22 protein-coding genes are annotated in these 24,636 nt (G+C 35.1%); all 22 read left to right on the plus strand.

Annotation, left to right across the window (positions count from 1 at the left end; translation table 11 throughout):
* Window positions 1–15 precede the first annotated feature (15 nt).
* The 22 genes from ATN92_RS04745 (at window position 16) to ATN92_RS04850 (ending at window position 24,606) form a co-directional block, all read left to right on the plus strand.
* Entirely contained in the window at window positions 16–480 is a 465-nt protein-coding gene (locus tag ATN92_RS04745; RefSeq protein WP_025084749.1) for a universal stress protein, read from the plus strand.
* A gap of 384 nt (window positions 481–864) precedes the next feature.
* Window positions 865–2,802 (plus strand): M13 family metallopeptidase, encoded by a 1,938-nt coding sequence (locus ATN92_RS04750; RefSeq protein WP_056954027.1) that lies wholly within the window; start codon window positions 865–867, stop codon window positions 2,800–2,802.
* A gap of 150 nt (window positions 2,803–2,952) precedes the next feature.
* Window positions 2,953–4,905 (plus strand): M13 family metallopeptidase, encoded by a 1,953-nt coding sequence (locus tag ATN92_RS04755; RefSeq protein WP_411762958.1) that lies wholly within the window; start codon window positions 2,953–2,955, stop codon window positions 4,903–4,905.
* 130 nt (window positions 4,906–5,035) lie between these two features.
* A complete protein-coding gene (locus ATN92_RS04760; protein ID WP_056953250.1) occupies window positions 5,036–6,979 on the plus strand; it encodes a M13 family metallopeptidase in 1,944 nt (647 codons plus the stop codon).
* 433 nt (window positions 6,980–7,412) lie between these two features.
* The gene (locus tag ATN92_RS04765) at window positions 7,413–8,177 is read left to right on the plus strand and encodes a CPBP family intramembrane glutamic endopeptidase (protein ID WP_056953251.1); all 765 of its coding nucleotides are present in this window, start codon (window positions 7,413–7,415) and stop codon (window positions 8,175–8,177) included.
* 92 nt (window positions 8,178–8,269) lie between these two features.
* Window positions 8,270–8,971 carry an ABC transporter ATP-binding protein gene (locus tag ATN92_RS04770; RefSeq protein WP_056953253.1) on the plus strand — a complete coding sequence of 234 codons (702 nt, stop codon included), beginning with the start codon at window positions 8,270–8,272 and terminating at the stop codon, window positions 8,969–8,971.
* A gap of 3 nt (window positions 8,972–8,974) precedes the next feature.
* Window positions 8,975–11,497: an ABC transporter permease gene (locus ATN92_RS04775; RefSeq protein WP_056953255.1), complete on the plus strand. Its 2,523-nt coding sequence runs from the start codon at window positions 8,975–8,977 to the stop codon at window positions 11,495–11,497.
* Between the two features lie 14 nt (window positions 11,498–11,511).
* Entirely contained in the window at window positions 11,512–12,216 is a 705-nt protein-coding gene (locus tag ATN92_RS04780) for an SDR family oxidoreductase (protein WP_056953257.1), read from the plus strand.
* A gap of 43 nt (window positions 12,217–12,259) precedes the next feature.
* Complete coding sequence (locus ATN92_RS04785; protein ID WP_056953259.1) at window positions 12,260–12,715, plus strand: MerR family transcriptional regulator; 456 nt, start codon at window positions 12,260–12,262, stop codon at window positions 12,713–12,715.
* 222 nt (window positions 12,716–12,937) lie between these two features.
* On the plus strand, window positions 12,938–14,050 hold the full coding sequence (locus tag ATN92_RS04790; protein WP_056953261.1) for a toxic anion resistance protein: 1,113 nt from the start codon (window positions 12,938–12,940) through the stop codon (window positions 14,048–14,050).
* Window positions 14,051–14,117: 67 nt separating this feature from the next.
* The gene (locus ATN92_RS04795) at window positions 14,118–15,281 is read left to right on the plus strand and encodes a G protein-coupled receptor family protein (protein ID WP_056953263.1); all 1,164 of its coding nucleotides are present in this window, start codon (window positions 14,118–14,120) and stop codon (window positions 15,279–15,281) included.
* A complete protein-coding gene (locus tag ATN92_RS04800) occupies window positions 15,281–15,856 on the plus strand; it encodes a hypothetical protein (protein ID WP_056953265.1) in 576 nt (191 codons plus the stop codon). The genes ATN92_RS04795 and ATN92_RS04800 overlap by 1 nt, the downstream gene beginning before the upstream one ends.
* Window positions 15,857–15,865: 9 nt before the next feature.
* On the plus strand, window positions 15,866–16,714 hold the full coding sequence (locus ATN92_RS04805; protein ID WP_056953269.1) for a 5-bromo-4-chloroindolyl phosphate hydrolysis family protein: 849 nt from the start codon (window positions 15,866–15,868) through the stop codon (window positions 16,712–16,714).
* Window positions 16,714–17,895, plus strand: a complete 1,182-nt coding sequence (locus tag ATN92_RS04810) for a hypothetical protein (RefSeq protein WP_056953277.1) — start codon at window positions 16,714–16,716, stop codon at window positions 17,893–17,895. Before ATN92_RS04805 ends, ATN92_RS04810 begins: the two co-directional genes overlap by 1 nt.
* A complete protein-coding gene (locus ATN92_RS04815; protein ID WP_056953282.1) occupies window positions 17,892–18,470 on the plus strand; it encodes a hypothetical protein in 579 nt (192 codons plus the stop codon). The genes ATN92_RS04810 and ATN92_RS04815 overlap by 4 nt, the downstream gene beginning before the upstream one ends.
* Window positions 18,460–19,317 (plus strand): 5-bromo-4-chloroindolyl phosphate hydrolysis family protein, encoded by an 858-nt coding sequence (locus ATN92_RS04820; RefSeq protein WP_056953291.1) that lies wholly within the window; start codon window positions 18,460–18,462, stop codon window positions 19,315–19,317. The genes ATN92_RS04815 and ATN92_RS04820 overlap by 11 nt, the downstream gene beginning before the upstream one ends.
* A 218-nt stretch (window positions 19,318–19,535) precedes the next feature.
* Window positions 19,536–19,859, plus strand: coding sequence for a carboxymuconolactone decarboxylase family protein (locus ATN92_RS04825; protein ID WP_025084757.1), 324 nt, complete (start codon window positions 19,536–19,538; stop codon window positions 19,857–19,859).
* A gap of 2 nt (window positions 19,860–19,861) precedes the next feature.
* Window positions 19,862–20,272: a cupin domain-containing protein gene (locus ATN92_RS04830; RefSeq protein WP_056953300.1), complete on the plus strand. Its 411-nt coding sequence runs from the start codon at window positions 19,862–19,864 to the stop codon at window positions 20,270–20,272.
* Window positions 20,273–20,404: 132 nt separating this feature from the next.
* A complete protein-coding gene (locus ATN92_RS04835; RefSeq protein WP_056953304.1) occupies window positions 20,405–21,487 on the plus strand; it encodes an ABC transporter ATP-binding protein in 1,083 nt (360 codons plus the stop codon).
* Window positions 21,480–22,421, plus strand: coding sequence for a carbohydrate ABC transporter permease (locus ATN92_RS04840; protein WP_056953310.1), 942 nt, complete (start codon window positions 21,480–21,482; stop codon window positions 22,419–22,421). The genes ATN92_RS04835 and ATN92_RS04840 overlap by 8 nt, the downstream gene beginning before the upstream one ends.
* On the plus strand, window positions 22,421–23,251 hold the full coding sequence (locus ATN92_RS04845) for a carbohydrate ABC transporter permease (protein ID WP_056953316.1): 831 nt from the start codon (window positions 22,421–22,423) through the stop codon (window positions 23,249–23,251). The genes ATN92_RS04840 and ATN92_RS04845 overlap by 1 nt, the downstream gene beginning before the upstream one ends.
* Window positions 23,251–24,606, plus strand: coding sequence for an ABC transporter substrate-binding protein (locus ATN92_RS04850; RefSeq protein ID WP_056953323.1), 1,356 nt, complete (start codon window positions 23,251–23,253; stop codon window positions 24,604–24,606). Before ATN92_RS04845 ends, ATN92_RS04850 begins: the two co-directional genes overlap by 1 nt.
* Window positions 24,607–24,636: the final 30 nt, after the last annotated feature.

The raw sequence follows: 24,636 nt of genomic DNA on the forward strand, positions 1-24,636 counted from the left end.
GAGGGGGCTTAATATATGGATGAATTAAAAGAATACAAAGTTAGAAAAATTGAGTATTCCAAAATTTTAATCTGTGTCGATTCAGATGATTTTGAGTCATCAAAAAATGCCTTTAATTATGCTTGTTCGTTAGCTAAACACTATAACTCCGAGCTAGGTATTGTTTCCGTATTGGAAACAGGTGACTTGAATATTTTTCAATCGCTAGACCCAGAAGTACTAGCAGAACGTCGAGAAGAGATCAAAGAACTTCTTGAAGTTTATGGTCAAAAAGCTAAAGAATATGGCGTTAAAGATGTTCACATGATGGTAACAGAAGGTGGACCCGGAACAGTTATTGTAGATAAGGTTATTCCTAAGTTCCAACCTGACCTAGTAATTGTTGGTGTTGAAAAGAAGAATCGTAACCGTAATACAATCGGTTCACAAGCTTCGAAGATTGTGAATAGCGCTGGCGTTTCTGTTAGTGTTATTAGATAAAAATAGAGAGCGAAGCAAGGGCGGTTAGCTCCCGAGGATTAAGACTACTTTCTCAGTCGGTGACGAAGCACCGGCAGAGAAAGTTGACTTAACCGGAAGGAGTTACCCTTGCGTAGCTCGTTTCCACTATTCATAGTAGAACAATGGTTTATCAGAATAGAAGCAATTTAATCTACTATAAAAAAAGTAGTAAACATCAAAAAAGCTCAATGAAGCAGTTATCAAGAAGGTAACCGTAACATTGAGCTTTTTTAGACGAAAAAAATTATATTTCACGTCATATTTATATTTTTTTTGAAATGATAAAAATGAAAATTATTCTAATAAAAAGTAATTAGTGATATAGTAGTCTTTAAAAATAATAGGCGGTGAACAAATTTGTTAATGAATAAAGTTATCGGTGGTGCAGGGGATTTAATTGATGCTAAACCCGCCGATTATAAAGATAATCTATACTTAGCTGTCAATGGTGCTTGGCAGGAAAAGGCTACGATTCCACCTGACAAATCTCGTACTGGTGGTTTTACGGATCTTGATGAGGGTGTTGAAAAGACTCTTATGAAAGATTTCCATGAATTTGCAAATAATGAAAGTGAAGTTGACGATCCTCGTTTGCTTCAAGCTGTGAAATTATATCGTCTTGCTAATAATGTGGATCATTTAAGCAAGTTCCATCAACAACCAATTTTGAAAGATATGCAACGTATTACTGATTTGAGCAACGTTAAAGATTTAGGGGATAACTTAGCTCAATTATCAAAAGATGGTTTCGCTTTACCAATCGATATTAGTATCGACGCTGATATGAAAGATACAGCCAAAAATGTTGTTTATATCGATGGTGCTGGTTTGATCTTGCCCGATAAGACTTACTATGATGAAAAGAATGAATCGGGTAAACAATTGTTGGCTAAATATGCTGATGTTGCAGGACGTTTGCTCTCAATGATCGGCTACAAGTTGGATGAGGCTAAAGAAATCGTTGAAAAAGCTTTGGAATTCGATAAGTCATTAGTTCCTATCGTTAAGAGTTCTGAGGAATGGGCCGACTATACCAAAGTTTATAACCCAATGGATTTTGACGAATTCGTTACTAAATCTGATGTTTTAGACTTGAAGAGTTTAGTAGTTGATTCAGTTAATGACACACCTAAAAAGGTTATTGTAACTGAACCAAGATACTTGGCAAACTTGAACAAACTTGTTAACGCTGATACTTTTGAGAATATTAAAGCCTGGATGATGGTTAAATTCCTTACTGGTAATGCCTCAATCCTTGATGAAGAATTCCGTCAAGTAATCGGTGAATACAATTTGGCCCTCAGTGGTGCTAAAGAATTAAAGAACAGAACTAAGTATGCTTATAACTTCGCTGCAAGTATTTTCAGTGAAGTAGTTGGTGCATATTACGGTAAGAAGTACTTTGGTGAAAAGGCTAAAGAAGACGTTCGCAGTATGGTTAAGAAAATGATTGCTGTATACGAACAAAGACTTTCTGAAAATACTTGGTTGAGTGAAGATACTAAGAAAAAGGCCGTTGTCAAACTAGATAAGATTGTTATCAAAGTTGGTTACCCAGATAAGATTGATGATTTATACAATAAATTTGAAATCGACGAAAATGATTCCTTGTACGATAATGTTTCTAAAATTAGAAAAGCAATTGCTCAACATAACTTGGATCAATATCATGAACCAGTTGACCGTACAAAATGGTTGATGCCAGGACACATGGTTAATGCATGTTACGATCCATCAAGAAATGACATCACCTTCCCGGCTGCTATTTTGCAAGCTCCATTCTATAGTTTGGACCAAACAAGTAGCCAAAACTTTGGTGGTATCGGTGCCGTTATTGCTCATGAAATTTCACATGCTTTCGATAACAATGGTGCTCAATTTGATGAATACGGTAATATGAATAACTGGTGGACTGATGAAGACTATGCTAAGTTCAAGAAACTTACACAAAGTATGATTGATGAGTTCGAAGGTATTCCATATGCCGGTCACAAGGTTAATGGTAAATTGGTCGTTAGTGAAAACGTCGCTGACGTCGGTGGACTTCGTTGTGCCTTAGAAGCTGCTAAAGGTGAAAGTGACTTTGATGTTAAGGCCTTCTTCATCAACTGGGCCCGCGTTTGGAGAAACAAGTCAACAAAACAGTTGACAGAAATGTTCCTTTCAATTGATGTTCATGCTCCAGCTCCATTACGTGCCAATGTCCAAGCACAAAATATGGATGAATTCTATGATGCTTTCGATGTTACTGAAAAAGATGGTATGTGGTTAGATGCCAATAAACGTGTTAACATCTGGTAAAATTAGAAAATCGTCAAGACAATTTGTCTAAATAAAATACAATTATTGATAAATAGGTATAGGCTGCGGCTTATGCCTATTTTTTATAATTAAAAATATTTTAATGATATCTAATAAGTGCTATAGTGATTACCAAAATCAATTGGTGGGGTGAATGAATTGCTAAATAAAACAATCGTTGGTGGAGCTGGAGATATTTTAGCCCCTAAAGAAACAGATATTAAGGATAATTTGTATTTGGCTATTAATGGTGCTTGGCAGGCTAAGGCTGTTATTCCTAATGATCGTCCTAGTACAGGTGGATTTTACGATTTGATTAAGGGTGTTGAAGAAACACTGATCAAAGATTTTCATGAATTAGTTAAAGATGAAACCAAGATTGATGACAGTGAGTTACTACAAGCTGTTAAACTTTATCAAGTCGCAAACGACACAGAGAAATTACACAAGTATCATCAAAGTCCCATCATGAATGATCTACGTAAGATCGCTAAATTAAATAATCTAGAAGATTTAAGTGATAATTTTGTTGATTTATTGAAGAATAACTTTGTCTTGCCATTACAACTAAGCGTTGATATGGATATGAAGAATACTGTAAAGAACGCGGTTTATCTGACAGGTGCTAATCTTATTTTGCCTGATCAATCTTACTATGCCGACGGTAATGAATCAGGGCAAAAATTATTAGAAAAGTATGCTCAAGTTGTTAACCATCTATTAGCGATGGTTGGCTACAGTCTTGAAGATTCACAAAAGATTGTTAAGCAAGCTTTAGTTTTTGATAAGACATTAGTTCCAATCGTTAAAACACCCGAAGAATGGGCTGATGATATTAAAACTTATAACCCAATGGATTTTGCTGAATTCGTTACTAAGTCATCTAGTTTGGATTTGAAGAAATTGGTTGTCGATTCAGTAGGAGTGGCACCTCAAAAAGTTATTAATCGTGAACCTAGATATTTGGAAAATTTTGATAAGTTGGTTAATGCTGATACATTTGAAAATGTTAAATCATGGATGTTAGTGAGATTCTTATTTGCCAAAGCTAATGATTTGGATGAAGAATTCCGTCAAACAGCTGGCGAATATCAATTGGCCTTGCGTGGTACTAAGGAATTGTTGAGCCGTGATAAATTTGCTTATCATGTGGCTGAAAGGAATCTTGACCAAGTAGTCGGTAGTTACTACGGTAAGAAATACTTTGGTGAAAAAGCTAAAGCTGATGTTCATCAAATGGTCGAAAAGATGATTGGAGTTTATGAACAACGCCTTTCTAACAATGATTGGTTGAGTGAAGATACTAAGAAAAAAGCCGTTTTGAAACTTAAGAAGATGGTTCTAAAAATTGGTTATCCAGACAAAGTTGAAGCTATCTTCAGTAAATTTAAAGTCGATGAAAATGCTTCTTTGTATGACAATTTGGCTCAAATCAATAAGATTAAGAATGAAGATGAATTGAGTAAACTTAATCAGCCAGTTGACCGTGACAAGTGGGTAATGCCTGGACATATGGTTAACGCCTGTTATGATCCGTTGAGAAATGACATTACTTTCCCAGCTGCAATTTTGCAAGCACCATTCTATAGTTTGCAACAAACAAGTAGTGAAAACTTTGGTGGTATCGGTGCTGTTATTGCTCATGAAATCTCTCATGCTTTTGACAATAATGGTGCTCAATTCGATGAGTTAGGAAATATCAATAACTGGTGGAAAAAGGAAGATTATGCAACCTTTAAGAAATTAACTCAAAAAATGATCGATGAATTTAACGGTATTCCTTATATTGGGAAAAAGGTTAATGGAACGTTGATTGTTAGTGAGAATATTGCTGATGTTGGTGGCTTACGTTGTGCGTTGGAGGCTGCTAAGGGTGAAAACGACTATAACGCCAAGGAATTCTTTACAAACTGGGCTCGTGTATGGAGAAGCAAGTCAACAAAGCAATTAGATGAGATGTTGTTAGCTTTGGATGTCCATGCGCCAGCTCCATTACGTGCCAATGTCCAAGCACAAAATATGGATGAATTCTATGATGCTTTCGATGTTACTGAAAAAGATGGCATGTGGTTAGATAAAGCTAAGCGAGTTAATATTTGGTAAAAATTATGTTATAAAGGTCGAGGAGTGAAATTAAAAATTTCATTTGTCGACTTTTTGATTATTAAATTAATTTTAATAATATTAAAATGAGTGCTATAGTATTTACTAAATCAAAACGCGGGGTGAAAGTATGTTAACAAGTAAGATTATGGGTGGAGCCGGAGATTTAACTGACGGTAAAGAGACTAGTTATAAGGATAATTTATACTTAGCCGTTAATGGTGCTTGGCAAGAAAAGGCCGAAGTTCCAGCAGATAAATCTAGCGCCGGTGCCTCAATGGATCTGGATATAAAGATTGAAAAGGAATTAATGGATGACTTTCAACAATTAGCTGAAAATGAGTCTGAGGTTGAAGGAAACGAGTTTTTACAAGCTATCAAATTGTATCGCCTCGCTAAAAACACTGAGTTTTTAAAGAAATTACATGAGAAACCTATTTTGAATGATCTTCAAAGAATTGAGGACTTAACGAGTTTGCAAGATTTGAATCATCAGTTGGCTGATTTTGGAAAAGATAACTTCTTTTTGCCAACTAATATTTGGATTGATGCCGATATGAAGGATACAAAGCACAATGCTGCCTACGTTGATGGGATAGATTTGATTTTGCCTGATAACACTTATTATGCAGAGGACAATCAATCAGGTAAGAAGCTATTGGCTAAATATGCCAAAGTAGCTAATAAACTTTTGACAATGGTAGGTTATTCAGAAGAGTCAGCTAAAGAAGCAGTTGATAAGGCTTTGGCCTTCGACAAGTCCTTAGTTCCAATCGTTAAAACCTCTGAGGAATGGGCTGAGTATTCCAAAATTTATAACCCAATGCCATTTATAGAGTTTGTTACTAAATCTGAAAATATAGATTTGAAACAATTAGTAGTCGGTCAAATCAATGCCACACCAGAAAAAGTAATTATCGTACAACCTAGATTTTTAAAGAATCTCGATAAATTAGTAAACAACGATACCTTTGAAAATTTGAAGGCTTGGATGTTGGTTAGATATTTAGTAGCCAATAGTGAATATCTGGATGAGGATTTCCGACAAGTAACTGGTGAATACGAATTAGCTTTGAGTGGAGCCAAAGAATTACAAAACAGGACTAAATTTGCTTACCATTTGGCTGAAGACAAATTTGATGAAGTTATTGGTATTTATTATGGTAAAAAGTATTTTGGTGAAAAAGCTAAAGCTGATGTTCGTGGCATGGTTGAACGTATGATTGGTATTTATAAACAAAGATTGACCGATAATACCTGGCTCAGTCAAGCAACCAAAGACAAAGCCATTTTGAAATTAAACAAAATCGTGATCAAAGTTGGATATCCTGACAAGATTCAAGAAGTGTTCAAGCAATTAAAGATTGATGAGTCGCAATCCTTATATAACAACATTACGCAAATTGATCGAACTGTTCGTCAAAATGAATTAAATAAATTTAGCAAACCTGTTGATCGTACAGTTTGGTTGATGCCTGGAGAAATGGTCAACGCTTGTTATGATCCTTCAAGAAATGACATCACCTTCCCAGCCGGAATTTTGCAAGCACCATTCTATAGTTTGCAACAAACAACCAGTGAGAACTTCGGTGGAATCGGAGCAACATTTGCCCATGAAATCTCACACGCTTTCGATAATGATGGTGCCAAATTTGATGAGTACGGCAATATGAAGAATTGGTGGACTAAGGAAGATTACGCTAAGTTTGAAAAGTTAACGCAACAGATGATAGATCAATTCAATGACATACCATTCTCTGGAGGCGAGGTTAATGGTAAATTAGTCGTTAGTGAAAATATCGCTGATGTCGGAGGCCTACGTTGTGCAATCGAAGCGGCCAAAATGGATGCCGATTATAGTCCTAAAGAATTCTTCATCACATGGGCTAAATCATGGCGGTTCAAAGCAACACCAGAATATAATGAAAGATTGTTGGCAACAGACGTCCACGCACCACAACCATTACGTGCAAATGTCATGTCACAGGATTTAGATGAATTCTATGATGCATTCGATGTTAAACCAGGAGATGGCATGTGGTTAGATGAAGATAAGAGAATAAATATTTGGTAGAGAGCGAAGCAGGAGCGGTCAGCTCCCGAGGATTAAGACTACTTTCTCAGTCGGCAACGAAGTGCCGGCAGAGAAAGTTGACTTAACCGGAAGGAGTTGCCCCTGCGCAGCTCGTTTCAATAGAGAGCGAAGCAGGCCCGTTTAGATTCTGAGCATTTGCAGGACTTTGCGAATTGGCTGCGTAGCAGACAGTTCGTGAAGTCAGGCAAAGCACAGGAATCTGGCCTGCGTAGCTCGTTTTCACTATAAAGCATAGAACCATAGTTATTTAAAACAGAACATCCAACCAACTAAGAAAAAGAACGATAAAACAAATAAAAGTTTTATCGTTTTTTTTATATTCAAGAGCAAAAATTCGCACACTCAAGATATAACTTTCCAACCAATCTAACAGAGATCTATCTTAAAGGTAACAAATACGGAGGTAGGGAAAATGAGTCATAAACAAGATTGGTTATCAGTCGTTCTAATTATTTTGTTAGTACCAGTTACGATTTTAATAGTTGATGCAATATATCCGATTGTGAAGTTTGATCAAAAATATGCACAAATAATTTTGGATGCATTACTTATCTTGATTGCGGTGACCTGCAATCTTAAATTCTGGAAATTAAAAGTTACATTCTTCAATACAGACCATATTCTCAAACAAGTTTTGAATATGATTCCATTATTAGTATTTATGTTATTTTTTGGAAAATTCAATAATTTAGGATTTCCCAAAGCAGGGTGGAGTGTATTTCTGACCGTGTTGTTAATTGGAATTGGTGAAGAATATGTCTATCGTGGTTTGTTGATGGCACAACTAGAAAAAATTTTACATTCGAAGCCATTCTTAGTGATCCTGATAAGTTCAGTTAGTTTTGGATTGATTCATATTGGAAATATGTTCAATGTAACCAATAAATGGGTCGTAGTAGCTCAAATGATAGTGGCAGCCGCTTCAGGAATGTTGTACGGAGTGCTTTACAATCAGACACATAACTTGTCATTAGCAATTATGTTCCATATCTTTGATGATTTACCAATGCTCTTTTCAAAAAGTACAGCAACGGCTGAATCCTTATTTCCAAAACAACAGCTTGTCCAGTTTCTCTTGATAACATTAGTGATCTTTGCTATTTGTTCTTTAATTGCATTCCTACAATTGAAACTAAATAATCTTCATTTTAAAAAACATAGTGAGATTAAGATTTAATAATCTTTTTCTATAAAATAATTTGTAGATTTTTACCTTAAAGATGTATTCGCTTTCCACTATAATAGATGTATTAAGAAAGGTGAGAGCGTATGGCATATATCGAAGTGAGGAATGAATCGAAAAAGTACCAAATGGGAGAAACAACGATTGTCGCCAATGACAAATTGACGTTTGATGTCGATAAAGGTAAATTGACAGTCATTCTGGGACCTAGTGGTGCTGGTAAATCGACTGTTTTAAATATTTTAGGTGGAATGGATACACCAACCGATGGTCAAGTTGTTATCGATGGTACGGATATTGCAAAGTTTTCCGAACGTGAGTTAACTACCTATCGTCGTAACGATGTTGGCTTTATTTTTCAGTTTTACAATTTGATTCCTAATTTAACAACAAAAGAGAATGTTGAACTGGCTTCGGCAATTGTTAAAGATGCTCTAGATGCGACCGATACTTTGAAAGCTGTTGGTTTGGGTAATCGAATCGATAATTTTCCTTCTCAATTATCTGGTGGGGAACAGCAGCGTGTTGCGATAGCCCGTGCTTTAGCCAAGAATCCCAAGTTACTGTTATGTGATGAACCAACCGGAGCTTTGGATTATGAGACAGGTAAGCAAGTTTTGACGCTCTTACAGGATGCTAGTCATAAGAACAATAAAACAGTAATCGTCATTACCCACAATTCAGCATTGGCCAAGATGGCTGATCGCGTGATTCGGATTCATGATGCAAAAGTTCAATCAGTTGAAGATAATCAGACACCGACACCAGTGAAAGATATTGAGTGGTAAATCATGAAACCTTTAACGAAAAATATGATGCGCAGTATCAACAAAGCCAAAGGACGATTTATTGCGATTATCCTAATCATTATGCTAGGTGTATTGATCTTTGTCGGTGTCAAAGCAACAGGACCTAGTTTGAATGATTCATTGAATAAAACGGTTGCCGATAAGAATTTGTCAGATGTACAAGTCTTGTCGACGACTGGTTTTGGAAAAAAGGATATCCAGTTGGCTGAAAAGGTTGCGGGAGCTAAGGCTGAAACAACTAAATTCAAATATGTCATGGGTGGCAAATCTAAAGTTGCGATTGCCCTGTATGGCTATGATAAAAATGCTAAACAGAATCAATTGATCATTCGAAATGGACGCTTGCCTAAAAATGATCATGAGATTGTTTTAGATAAGAATGCTCGTAATAAATATGATTATAAAATAGGCGATACTTTTAAATTTTCTAAAAGTGCCGATTTGAAGCAACGTTCTTATAAAATTGTTGGTTTCGTCGATTCGCCACAGTATATTGATAATCAGTCCCGTGGTGTAACTAATATTGCTGATGGACAGGTCAGTTTGTTTGCCTACATTCCTAAGAGTCAAATGAACCTTTCAACAGCTACTTTGTTGAATATTCATTTCAATTCTTTAAAGGATAAGAATACTTTTAGTAGTAGCTATAAAGATGCTGTGGACAAAAAGGTTAAGGCTTTAAAACGTGAATTCAAGTCACGCCCTCAGCAAAGAACAAAAGAAGTAGCTGGGAGTTATCTAGCCACTTTGAATCAACAACAAACAGCTCTAGATCAATTAAAAGCAGTTAATTCTACAGCAGCAGCTGTACAACAACAGAAATTAGATGCTGCTAAAAAGAAGATTATGAAACAATCCAAGACGACGTATACTTGGCAGACTCGCCAGGATTTGACTGGATTTTCAGCTTATGGTGAAAGTTCTGATCGAATCGCGGCCATTGCCAATGTCTTCCCAGTCTTCTTTTTCCTAATTGCGGCTTTGATTACTTTCACAACAATCACAAGAATGGTTGAAGAAGCACGTGGAGAAATTGGTACCTTCAAGGCTTTAGGATACAGTAAATGGGCGATTGCTCGAAACTATATTTATTATGCTTTGTCGGCTGGTCTAATTGGAGCAGTATTAGGTGCTGTGATTGGAACGGAGACCTTGCCTCGAATTGTATTGTCGATGTATAAACAGTACATTGCTTTAGATTGGGTCATCGGTTCAACTTGGCAAACGTTATTGATTGCCTTAATTTTCTCCCTACTAGCGACTGTCGGTGCTGCCGTTATTGTGGTTAGAAGAGAATTGGATGAAGGTCCAGCTTCGTTGATGTTACCTAAATCTCCTAAGTCGGCTAAAAAGATTTTATTGGAAAGAATCAAACCACTTTGGAATCATTTAAGTTTCAATCGAAAAGTTAGTTATCGGAATCTTTTCCGTTTCAAATCCAGAATGTTTATGACTATTATCGGAATTGCTGGCGGAACGGCTTTGATCTTAACTGGCTTTGGAATTCAGAATTCAATTACAGCCAGTGGTAACTTGCAGTATAAGAATATTTTCAGTTATCAAGCAGTTGTAAAAATGAACGAGGATGCTAATTATAGTAAAGTCGATAAAATTTTGAATCAAGATAAAACTTATCAGAATGACACTAAGATCAATTCTACAACGGCTAAATTGAAAGCTGGAGAAAAACAAGTCAATGACGTTAACGTCTATACACCACAGTCTGTGAAAAACTTTAAGAAGTACGTTCATTTGACTGCTAATTTAGATAAAAATAAAGTCATATTGACTAAGAAAACGGCCAAACTTCTTAACGTTCAGAAGGGTGATCAAATTCATGTAACAATGACCAATGGTAAGAAGCTCAATTTGAAAGTTGGTGCTATTACCGAGAATTATGTCGGTCACTTCTTATATTTGAGTCCACAAATTTATCAAGATAAAATTGGTACTTTGAAACCTAATACCTTGTTGCTTGGTTTGAAGAAGCAGACTAGTGCACAAAGAAAACATTTGGCTAATCAATTGCTAGATTCTAAAGAGGTAATGGGAACTAGTTATACGCATGATGTCTTTGATACGGTTTCTAAGATGTCGAGTCTATTACGTCCAATTATTTTAATTCTGATTCTCCTATCAGGAATATTGTCATTTGTTGTACTTTATAACTTAACGAATATCAATGTTTCAGAACGAATCAGAGAACTTTCTACTATTAAAGTTTTAGGGTTCTATAATAATGAAGTTACAATGTATGTTGTTCGGGAAAATATAATTTTAACGATAGTTGGTATTATTATTGGATATGGAGTGGGTAATTTATTGACCGCTTATATCTTGAATCAAGCCGCGACAGAACAGGTTATTTTCCCATTAACGATTCACTGGTTCGGTTATATCGTCGCCACATTGTTGATGATAATTTTCACAGCAATTGTTATGCTAGTTACACATCGGAAATTAAAACACATCGATATGATCGGTGCATTGAAATCTAATGAATGATTGAAGGTAAATTTATGTCTTTAGAAAATGATAAAGTTCTCGTTATTGGGGGAACTTCGGGGTTTGGTAAAGAAGTAGCTATCATGGCTCAACATAAGGACGCTGACGTATATGTCATTGGCCGTGATCAGGAACGTGTAAATCAGTTACGTTATGAAGAGAATATTCAAGGTAGTTCGTTAGATGCACAAGATGAAAGACAGTTGAAACGATTCTTTGAAAAGTATGGTTCCTTTGATCATGTGGTATCTATGTTAGGTGGCGCTATGAGTGGTGGTTTTCTAGATAGTTCAGTTGCCACTATTAAAAAGGCAATTGATGATAAATTTTTTGCCAACTTGCAACTGGTGCAAATTGTTAGTAAACATTTGAATAAGAATGGTTCAATCATTTTAACTTCAGGTTCAGGTGGTCATCCTTACGATGCCTCAGGTGCCATTGTGGGAAATCAGGCTATTAATACGATGGTTGACGGTTTAGCAGTAGAAATGGCTCCAGAATACCGAGTGAATGCTGTGTCACCAACTTGGACACCAACAGGTTTGTGGCGGGATTTGAGTTCAAAACAACTCGCTAAGCAAAAGCATAGTTTTGAAGAGGCAGTACCGTTGAATCGTGTCGCTACGGTTGAAGAAGTGGCTTCAGCATATATTTACCTAATGGAAAATGATTTTATTACGGGTCAGATTCTAAGAGTCGATGGTGGAGTTGATTTGTAGAAGATGTTATACTTGAAGTCAACTTTAAGCAGAAGGTGAAATAATGCCAGTAAATGAAGTAGAAGAGACAGCTAAATATCGGATCAGTGACTTTGCCAAAATGGTAGGATTGAACAGTCCTACGTTGCGTTACTATGAAAAGGAAGGCCTGATTAACCCTCATCGAACTGATAGTGGCATTCGTTACTATACCGATCAGGATATTCGCTGGGTCAACTTTCTTTTACATCTCAAAAGTACCGGGATGTCAATTGAACAATTAAAACGTTACGTTACATTACGTGCGCAAGGTGATTCAACCATCAATCAACGAATCGAATTGCTAGAAGAAGTTCGTCGTAATTTTGAAGTCGAATATCAAAGACTACAAGATGGCTGGACGATTCTCAATGATAAGTTAGATTGGTACAAAGGCAAGGAAGGCGGCCACATCGAAGATAGTGAAAGCTTTTCTGAGTATTTACAGAATTTGAATCATGGTTATTTAGAAGATAGATAATATTTTTTATTGTTTGCTTCAAATTTAAAGCAGCGTCCATTTAGAATAAACGTATGATTACGTTTCTAAATGGATGCTGCTATTTTTTTCTTTATAGTATCAATATATTTAAATTTCATTTATTATTTATAGCAATAAAGAATATTTATTACCTATAGTAATGAATTAAGAATGAATTTCCGTTAGTATATATACTATAAATATATTTTTAGGGTGGATTTTATGGGTGAAATTAATGAATCAGCAGTAAGTATTACTGACGATAATGAACCAAAACTAACTGATGAGGAATTGGAACGGGCAAAAACATTATCAAAACAACTAACAGTTGATAATCAAACTTCAGTTCTCGACTATGGGAAAGATGTTGAAGATAAATTGAGTTCTTTTTCAGACGGAGTATTGGTAAAGGTTCAAAATAAGGACTTAGGTGAAATTGGTGATAGTTTGCGGGAATTAGTTACTAATTTGAATGAAACCGATCCTGATAAATTAGGATTAACTAATCAATCTAAAATTATGCGTTTCTTTAATCGTGTTAAATCATCTATCTTTGAAATGACGGCTAAGTATCAGCAAGTTAGTGTTCAGATTGATCGATCAGCAGCGCAGTTGAAGACCCAAGAAGAATCTTTGATCAATGACAACAAAACGCTGGATGAAATGTATAAGGCTAATTTTGATTATTACCAATCCTTAAATGTTTTAATTGCTGGCGGAAAAATCAGATTAAAGGAATTAGGCCAAGAAATTGCTGATGCGCAAACTAATACTAGTGCTAGCGATCAAATGGGTGTTCAACGTATTCAGGATTTGATGGCAATGCAAAGTAGATTAGATAAGCGAGTTAACGACCTAGCTTTGACACGTCAAATCTCTATTCAACAGGCTCCACAAATTCGTCTAATTCAAAATACTAATGAAGTTTTGGCTGAAAAGATTCAATCATCTATTAATACTGCTATTCCACTTTGGAAAAACCAAGTTACGATTGCGTTAACTCTATTGCGTCAAAAAGATGCCGTGTCTACACAGATGGCAATTACAGATGCAACGAATGACTTATTGAAGAAAAATAGTGCAATGTTAAAACAATCAACGATTGATACTGCCAAGGCCAGTGAACGTGGTGTAGTCGATATTGATACTTTGAAGGAAACTCAAAACAATTTGATTGGTGCCGTGGAAGAAACAATTAAGATTCAGCAAGATGGTAGTGCTAAACGTAGAGATGTTGAAAACCAATTAAGACAAATGGAAACTGATTTACAAGTGAAGTTAAGTGGTAAGTCAAAAGAAGATCCTAAAGACGTAACACCAGGGGATACTAAATAAAAAGGATAGAGTCACTATCATGTTAGATTGTGGCCTTTTTTCTATATCAAGTTAGTGGGATTAAATAATGACATTAAAAATGAAAAGTGCAGTATTTGATAAATCAGTTCGAATTTGGTTTGAACTGTATTTTGTCTTGGTTGTTATAGGGACATTATTAATAAATAGATTGCCATTATTATTAGATAATCGGAATCCACTCTATTTATTCTTTTGGTTTGTGGCCATGGTGATTGGCTGTTTGAAGGCCATTAGAGTTAAATTGGCCGTAGATTCAGAATATAGGGCTGTAGAAATAGTCGAAACCCGTAGAGGGATAAATCTTTATTTAAGAAATTATTGGCGACCTATTTATGTGCCGTTTAAATGGCTCAAAATTAAACAATCCGATGAGAATAATGATTTTATCCTAAGTTACGATAAGGCTATTCAATTTAGATTTGGCAAAGCATTATTGGTATCAGGTAATCAGGTTGAATTCAGCGAGAAATACTTTGTCTTTGAAGAAATGTCAGATATCTTTGATGTTATCGCTAACCTGCAAAAAGATCCTAATGTTGTCATTGATTATGATAAATTGAATCCGGTTGAAAAAAATGTGACTAAGGATAAGTGGAGAACGGCTAAATTCTTTCCTTGGATTCTTCTAGGGACTAGTTTAGTAAGTGTCATTTTGACGGCAATTATCAGTGATGAATTCTTTTCACCCAGTCCGTATACGCTTCAAATGGAGACCAGTTTAAATTCACCTAACTATCATAGAATTTATGATTATTCCAAAGGTATGACTATTTCGACTAATTTCTACAAATTCAAAATTCTGCATGCGTACAAGGTTCAAGAAGCAGATACTGATGATGATTATATTGTGTTGAATATTAATGCAAAAACGGCCTCGGAATATGCGACGATAAGTGACGGTAATTTTATGTCCTTTGATAATTGGAGTATGAAAGCTGAAAAAGATTCTAATGAAATAGACGATGCAAATAATAATGAGGATCTCGTTATTAAGACTCACGGGCGGAAAAAAGGTGTTATTAATATGCTTCGAAGTGGCTGGGATGGCTCCGAAGGAAATGATAACTATACCTTTAACGTCGCTTTGAAAAAAGCGTCAGGACGGACAGATATTGTTTATGCCGGATTCCAGGCCATCTTGAGTAAGAGTAAGCATGAAGATACTTCCTTTGTACTAAAAATAAATCCTAACGACTTGGAGAAAATATAATGAGACGTAAAATGTTAATTACTTTGTTATTAGGACTTTTATTTTTGGGATTCAATAGCACTAATGTCGTAGCAGTTAAGCAGCCAATAATTGATAGAAATTATAATGGCAAGACTGTGGAGTTTGATCAGGAAGATCTACATTATGAGATTTTAGGGTACAAAGTTCTAAGCAATCCTTTACCACCTTCATCAGATGGAGATTATAACGGATTGGAAAGGTATCTCGTATGTACTGTCAAAATAACTAATGAATCATCTGGCAAAGAGGCCTCGGCCGAAGAAGTCATTGCCTATGACTTTATGGGATGGTCCGGTCCTAATACCTTGTATGCCGTAAGAAAACCAGCACATTATGAAAATCCAGAGGGGACCGTAACTTTGGAAACAGATTCTGATTCACATAATAACTCGGATACACTTAAAGTGAGTCCAGGATCCTCTAAGACATTATCGTTTTTCTATATTGTTTATCCAGATGATAATTTAAATATTACGGTTACCGGATTGAGTGGAACTATTGAGAATATTTCGCTTAAAAGAACGAATTCAAATAATGGAATCGTTGCAGACTAGGAGTAAAAAATGATACAAAAAAAATCTAATCCAATTTTTAAGGTTTTAATATGGATTGCATTCATTGTTTCTTTGACGGCAATTTTTTTTACTGAAGATAGTGATATGCAAATGCTTTTATTAATGGTCTTGCCACCGTTAAGTTATTCGGCGTTTTTCTCAATTAGACTTAGCTGGTTATTATTAGGTCCAGTAACAGATTTAGTATTCTATACAGCTTTGAAGAATATGTTTTTAAAAGAAATTGCTAATCAGCGTTTAGGTACTTTCTTATTAATAGTTTCTATTGGCATGTTGGCACTTTATGCTTTATCCGAGGTAGGCTTATTCATTGACCGATCTAAAGCAACAAAGCCTTACTTTAAAGAGATTACAGAAGCTAAACTTCAAACAGGTCCTTTGGTTTTTAATGAGATTGCGCTTCATGATTCTAAAATGACTGAATCAGAGCAAGAATTCTTTCGTTCAGAGATGAAAAAATATCATAAAAACTATGAGTATCTATGCGACGTCGATTCAGAGATAAAGTTAATGTTACCGACTTATTCAGAAGATATGAAAGTTATGGATGGAATCTTCCGAGAATTACTGAACGCACCAGTACAATTACTATCGGCTTCAGATTTTCTTTATCAAGATTTGCCAGACTATGTAAGCCTAGTTCAAGCAACAGAGAATGTTTTAGATAATGTGGTTAAAAGTGACGATGATAAAAAAGTTTTGGCCGATGTTCCAGATAAGATTGCATTAATATCCCAGAATCTACAGAAGGATTTTGAGAAAGTGACTGATAGTGAACGAGAAGCTCTGAAAAAGCAGCTAAAACAAGTTCAAACTATTAGAGATAGGAATAAGTAATGGCGATATTACGTATAACCAAGGCCAAGTTTGATAGATATATGCAGGCCTGGTTCTTGCAGTATCTCCTTTGGGCAGTAATAGGTACTGTGATTATTAACCTTTTACCATATTTCAAAAAAATTACATGGTTGAATATTTTCTTTTGGATAGTACTTTTGGTAATTGGAGTTGTTCAAGCTCTCAAAGCAAAGAAATTAGTCGATCAAGAATACAAGATTGCTGAATTATCTGAAACCAGAAAAGGGATTAATTTATATCTAAGCAATAATTTCTTTGAACCTATATACATTCCCTTTGAATGGTTAGCTGTTACAAAATCGGATTTGAAACAGGAATTTACTTTTAAATATAGTAAATCTATTAATTTCGGATTTCGTGGACGAGTACAGGTTTTTCCTAAGAATAAAATTAAATTGGATGATAAGTATCTTGATCCAACCGAATTAGAGAATTTCGTTGAGATTATTGGAAAAGTACAAAAAGATACTAATTTCAATATTAACGGTTTGGATTTGTATGAACCCCAAGAGCAATATAATACTGGGAAATGGAATTTCTGGAAAAATGGGCAAGTATTTTCTTGGATAATTTTATTATTGACGATTCCTACTGTGCTTTTTACGACGGTGGTAGAAAATAATATGCACTACGTTCCCTCTAAGCAATCTACCAAAAAGAAGACTGATGTAATTAATTATCATGCAATGTATAATTACAGTCCTAAAATGACAATTAAAACTGATTTTTGGAAGTTTAAAATTGAACATGCTTACTTGGTTAAGAACAGCCAAACAGACGGGGATTTCGTAGTTTTGAATATTCATCCCAAACTGATTACTAATAAGGATTATGTTGATTTTTATGCGGGCATGTTTGAGTCCTACAGTATGTGGACTTTAGACAAGGAACAAAATTATGAAAGTATTGATTCAGCGGATAACAATCCTACCTTTGTTGCGGATGTTAATGGGAATAAAGAACGAATTATTAATATTTTGAGAGAGGGCTGGGGAATTGATAATAGTTATAATCCCAAGAGTTTTAATATAGTCCTTAAATTAGCCAAGGGAAATCATACCGATATTCTTTATCAAGCTTATAGTGATAAAAGAACAAAAGATGACGATAATGACTTTGTTCTTTCAATAAACAAAAAGGATCTGGAGACAATTAAATGAAACGGAAAATATGGATCGTAGTTTTTATCGGTTTACTCTTTATTGGTTTGAAATCAACTAATGCCCAAGCAAAAGTTGAAAATAAAAACTTTACAGGTGAACCGATTACTTTTTACCAAGAGGGATTACGCTATAAATTACTTGATTATAAAATTATAGATGATCCACTTCCTACCATGAACGCTCAAGATACAGAAGGTGTCGAAAGATATATTGCTTTTAAGATTGATGTAAAAAATATGGAATCGGATGATGATTCAGATGATCCAGGGGAGCTTGTCACTTATAGTGACTTTTCGTGTCTGACTGGTCCGAATAAAGTTATAGCTGAAACACAGCCTTTGGATTATTATGATTTAGATTCTTGGGGCGAGACGCTTGTGCAAGGTGGCAAAGAACAAAGATTGAAGCCAGGGGAGGAAAGAACTTTTAAGATATTCTTCGTCATTTATCCAGGTGATCCGATTAAATTGGAAATAGGTGGGTCTTATCAAGATAACAGTTCAGTCATTTCCGTTGAGGATAATGTTTCTAGTAATGGGGTAACTAGTAAGGTGAATAGCGATGATAAGTAGAGAGTCGGATCGATTTTTGAAGTTACTTTTTAAGGGCTTAATTGTCGCCTTAATAGTAATGGTATATTTCTTAGGGAATGGTTATTTTAGTGCAATCATTTTATTGATTCTACCAAGTTTAGCTTTCTCAGCATTCTTTTCAATCCGTCGTAGTTGGTTGTTGTATGGTCCATTGGTAGATTTATTTTGTTTGTGGAGAAACAGGTTTGATCTGCCGGGGACTCAGTATAGCGAATTCTATCACTATGCTCCTCTAACTTTGTTCATTATTTTGATAATAGGAATAATTGTTGAGTTAGTAATGTATGTTCATAGTGTTAATCAAAGTAAAAATTACTTTAAAGAGATTTCTGAAGCTAAAGTTCAAAAAGAAGCTTTGATGTTTAATGAATCAGCATTAAAAGACTCAGGGATGACGGAAGCGGAACAAGACTTTTTCCGGTCAGAAATGCGTAAACATCATGCTAAATATGAATATTTGTGCGATATACCTAATAAAGTGAAATTGACTATTCCTAACTATAAAAAAGATATGACCATTATGAATGGAATATTTAATGAATTATTAAATGCACCAGAACAATTATTAGCGGCTTCTGATTTCCTATATCAAGATCTGCCTGATTATTTGAATATAGTCAAAGGTCTCGTTAACCTTTCAGATAATGTGGTCAAAGATAAAGAGGATGAAACAGTTATTGAAAAAGCTGAAGTGGAATTGCAGAAACTTTCTGGCAACTTGGAACCGGACTTTAAAAAGGTGACGGATAATGAACGAAAAGAATTGGTCAAAAGTCTAGAACAGGCTAAGAGTGTTAGAGAAAGGGTTAATGAGGGGAAAGATTAATATTTCATCAAATCTTTTTTGTATTTACAATAGTTATTCTTACGGGAATATTATTTATTCTTCAAATCTATTTGGTCAGAAGACGGCAAAAGAATCATTAAAAGTCTTAAGAACAAGATAAATCTTGTTTTTAAGACTTTTTTTGTTTTTCTCTTGACTTAAAGTTAACTTCAAGTTGTTTAATGTACTTATCAACTTGATACGAGGAGGAATTGATTATGGCAAAGAAACAAACTGCTGGACGTGACATGTTGGGAGATTTTGCCCCACAATTTGCAGCATTGAATGACGATGTATTATTCGGAGAAGTTTGGAGTAAAGAAAATGAACTTTCTGCCCATGATCGTTCATTAATTACTATTGCAAGTATTATTTCTGCCGGAAATATTGAACAGTTAGATGCACATTTAAAAATTGGTAAGAAAAATGGTATTACAAAAGATGAAATTGTTGCCGAAATCACTCACTTAGCATTTTATGCTGGATGGCCAAAGGCTTGGAGTGCTTTCAATCGTGCAAAAGAAATTTGGAAGGAAGATTAATTATGGCAAAAAATGAAGAATTAAAGACAGATGGAGTTTTTCCTGTTGGAGATAAAAATGAAGCTTATGCTAAATACTTTATTGGTCAAAGTTATTTGAACAGTTTAGTAAAACCAGAAGATAATATTGATTTTGGAGTTGGAAATGTAACTTTTGAACCAGGTTGTCGTAATGATTGGCATATTCATCATGATGGTTTCCAAATTTTACTTGTTACTGGTGGCGAAGGTTGGTACCAAGAATGGGGCAAGCCTGCTCAACTATTAAAACAAGGTGACGTCGTTGTTATTAAGGAAGGCGTTAAGCATTGGCATGGTGCAACTAAGGATAGTTGGTTTAGTCATGTTGCTATTACTAAAGGAAAGTCAGAATGGCTTGAAAAGGTTACTGACGAAGAATATAACAAATTGTAAAACTTAAAATGATTGATTGAAAAAGAGGACTGAAAACAGTCCTCTTTTTTTACACATAATTTACATTAAATAGATTATATATATACATAATTCCAACATACTATAGCTAATGACTTATATGGAGGGTTAAATATGTCTACATTATTAACAAATGTTTGTAAACAATACGATCAAGGAAAGACGGTTCTAAAGAATGTTACCGCCGAAATTGAAACGGGTGAATTCTTCGTAATCGTTGGACCATCTGGTTGTGGTAAGAGTACTTTATTACGTATGATTGCCGGACTAACTCAAATTAGTGACGGTGAGATCAGTATTGATGGTCAAGTAGTAAACAACTTACCACCCAAGGATCGTAACTTAACAATGGTTTTCCAAAGTTACGCTTTGTTCCCATTTTTAAGCGTTTGGGATAATGTTGCTTTTGGTTTAAAAGCTAGAAAGCATGACCAATCTGAGGTTGAAGAACGTGTTAACAATGCTTTGAAGATGGTTAACTTGGAAGATTTGAAAGATAGAAAACCTCGTGAATTATCTGGTGGTCAAAGACAACGTGTGGCTCTAGCTCGTGCCGTAGCCAGCGATGCTAAGATCTGTTTGATGGATGAACCATTATCAAACTTGGATGCTCAATTAAGAATTAAGATGCGTCAAGAAATTTATGCTCTACAAAGAAAATTAGGTATTACTTTAATCTATGTTACTCATGATCAAGTTGAAGCAATGACAATGGCTGATCATATTATGGTTTTACATGATTCAAAAGTTCAACAAATCGGTACACCGGCTGAAATCTACAAGACACCAGCTAATGAGTTTGTTGCTGGATTCTTCGGAGTTCCACCAATCAATATTCTTTATGCAACAAAGATTTCAGACAAGGCTATCCGAGTTAATAATGATTTCCAAGTAGATCTTGATCAACCAGTTACTGAAAAGGAATTAAAGGTTGGTATCAGACCAAATGAATTAATTGTTGAAAAGGCTGACGAATTATCTGCTAACGCAACAGTGCAAAACGTGGAATTCTTAGGGGACGAAAAGATCGTTTATGCAACATTCAGTAATGGTAATGAAGTATCAGCTATTGTTCCAAGTAATGCTCATTTCGATATGTTTGAAAATATCAAAATTACCTCAACAAATAATGTCTTATTATTTAATCAAGATGGAATCAATATAACTGCAAATGAGGAGGATCTAATCAATGCTTAAGACTTCAGCAACTGATGTCATACCTGAAAAGAAAGTTGAAGCAAAACAAAAGAGTAAATTCAAATTAACTGCTAATGATAAATACTATGCTTCCATTTTCGCTGGTCCATCATTATTTCTTTTAGGTCTTTTCGTTTTTTATCCAATGTTTAGAACTCTTTATATCAGTTTGTTCTTAACTAATACTTTCGGTGACACAACACTCTTTGTAGGTTTAGAAAATTATGTAAAACTAATTTCTTCACCAGATTTTGTTTCTAGTATGTGGGTAACACTAGTCTATGTTGTCGGAGTAACGTTCTTTACGATTGCCATGGGTCTATTATTAGCCAATTTGGCTAGTCAAAAGTTACCAGGAATCGCTATTTTTAGAACACTTTATTCAGTGACAATGGGAGTTTCTGTTTCAGTTGCGGCTATTTTCTGGCTATTCATTTTTAATCCATCTGCAGGATTCTTCACTTTGTTAACTAAGATGTTGAATCTCCCAACAATCAATTGGTTGGCTAATCCAACTAATGCGATGTGGGCAATTATTATTACAACAGTTTGGATGCATTTAGGCTTTGTTTTCTTAGTTTTTCTTGGTGCTATTGAATCAGTACCAACAACACTTTATGAAGCAGCTGATGTTGAAGGGGTTTCTAAACATTACCAATTTTTCCACATTACTTTGCCAATGATTTCTCCAACATTATTCTTTATTTCTACAATTACGATTATTGGTTCATTTAAGAGTTTTGGTTTGATTGATCTTATCACTAAGGGTGGTCCAACCAATGCAACTAACATGCTGGTTTACCGTATTTATAATGATGCTTTCTTTGGCGGAAACTATGCTAAATCAAGTGCAGAAGCAATTATCTTAACTGTAATTATTGCCTTCTTTACTTACTTGCAATTCAAATTCCTAGAAAAGAAGGTAAATTACTAATGGCCAATATTGATGAACGTAACGTTTTGAAAAATATTTTTAGTTATTTTCTTTTAATTCTATTGGCTGTAGTTATCTTAGTACCATTCTTCATTGGTATTTGGACAAGTTTCTTGCCAACAGCTGATATTTTAAAAGGTAATTATTTCAGCACTAATATTTCACTTACTAACTATATCGATGCTTTTACGAATACACCAATTCTACGTTACCTAGGTAATACCATTGTTGTGGCAACAATTACGATGTTTGCTCATTTACTTTTCTGTTCAATGAGCGCCTATGCCTTTGTTTTCTTAGATTTCAAATATAAAAAATTCTTCTTTGCTCTATTTATGATTACAATGATGCTACCATCTGAGGCTGCTATTATTCCTAATTTCCAAACAGTAAAGGCCTTAGGATTATTGGATCATTATTCAGCAATGATTGTTCCATCTTTAACATCAGCTTTCGGTACATTCATGTTGCGTCAATCTTTCATGCAAACTCCTAAAGAATTGAAAGAAGCTGCTGATATTGAAGGCTTGAATCATTTCCAAATTTTCTGGAAAGTCGTTCTACCATATAACCGTATCAGTTTGATCACATTAGGTGCTTACAGTTTTCTAGGTGCTTGGAATTCATATCTATGGCCAATTTTGGTTACATTCAGTAACAATTCACGTGTAATTCAAAATGGTTTGAAACAATTACAATCAGAAGAAACATTTAACAACTGGGGAATGATTCAAGCCAGTGCCGCAATTATTGTTATTCCAACAATTCTTGTTCTATTCATTGGACAACATTACTTCAAGTCAGGATTGAATGAAGGAGCTGTCAAATAATGTCGAAATATAAAAAACTAGTTCTGCCCTTGATTTTAGTCTTGGCAGTTGCCGTAGTAGCAATGTTTGGAAAAACATTGTCGACTAAGTCGGCAGCAGTAAAGGATAATCGTACAGAAGTTGTCTTTTGGCATGAAATGGGTGGTCCTGCTGAAAAATCATTAATGAAAATTGTTGATGGTTTTAATAAATCACAAACTAAGTATCGTGTTGTTCCTAAGTATCAAGGTTCATATGATGCTGCAATTCAAAAGATTCTTCAAACTCATGGTACTGGAACATCTCCAGCTGTTTTCCAAGCTTTCGATATTTCAGCTGCTCAAATGATGCACAGTAAGTTTACAGTACCAGTTCAAGATTTCATCGATAAAGATGGTTTTGATGTAAGTAAAATTTCACCAGTTGCTCGTTCTTTCTATTCTAATGACGGTAAACAACAAGCAATGCCTTTCAACACATCACAACCGGTACTTTACTATAATGCTTCATTATTAGAAAAGTATGGAATAACACCACCGCCAGTATCACCTTCATACAGTGATATCACACGTGTGGCAAAACAGCTTTATGAAAGATCACATCATCAAGTTAAAGGTATGACAGTACAAATCTATGGTTGGTTGTTAGAACAAGCTATGGCCAATGCTGGTGTAGGACTTACTAATAACAATGATGGTCATACAGGTATTCCAACTAAGGCAACAATTAACAATGGTGCTTCAAAGGAATTCTTTGAATGGATTCGTGAGAATCAAAAAGCTGGTGACTTCATGAACTATGGTTCGGGTGCAATGGCCGGAACTAACCAAACAACAGGTTTCCTAAATGGTAAGATCGGTATTTATATTCAATCATCAGCAAGTATTAGTCAATTGAACAAGAAGAATAAGAATAAATTGGGAATCACATACTTCCCACATCCAGATGGCAAGAAAGCTAATGGTGTTGCTATCGGTGGTGCTGCTCTTTGGATCTCAAATGACAAACCTAAAGAGGTTCAAAATGGTGCCTTTGAGTTCATCAAGTATTCTCTAAAACCAGAAGTACAAGCTCAATGGCAAAAGGATACAGGATACCTAGCTTTAAATAAGGATTCACAACAAACATCAATTCTTAAGGGACTTTACAAGCAACATCCAGAATCCAAAGTACCTAGTCAACAATTACAAGAAGCTGTTCCTAATCACTTCAACTCAGGTATTTTGATGGAAGGAATGCAAAAGACTCGTCAAATTGAACAATTTGCAATGGAAAGTATTTATAACGGTGGCGATATCACAAATGCCTTGAAGGATGCCGACAGGAAAATTGATGATAATTTGACAACTACTAATCGAGCTAACGGTTATCACTAAATACTTAGTTTAATAGGGATGGGGTAGTTT

Source organism: Companilactobacillus bobalius (assembly GCF_009764355.1).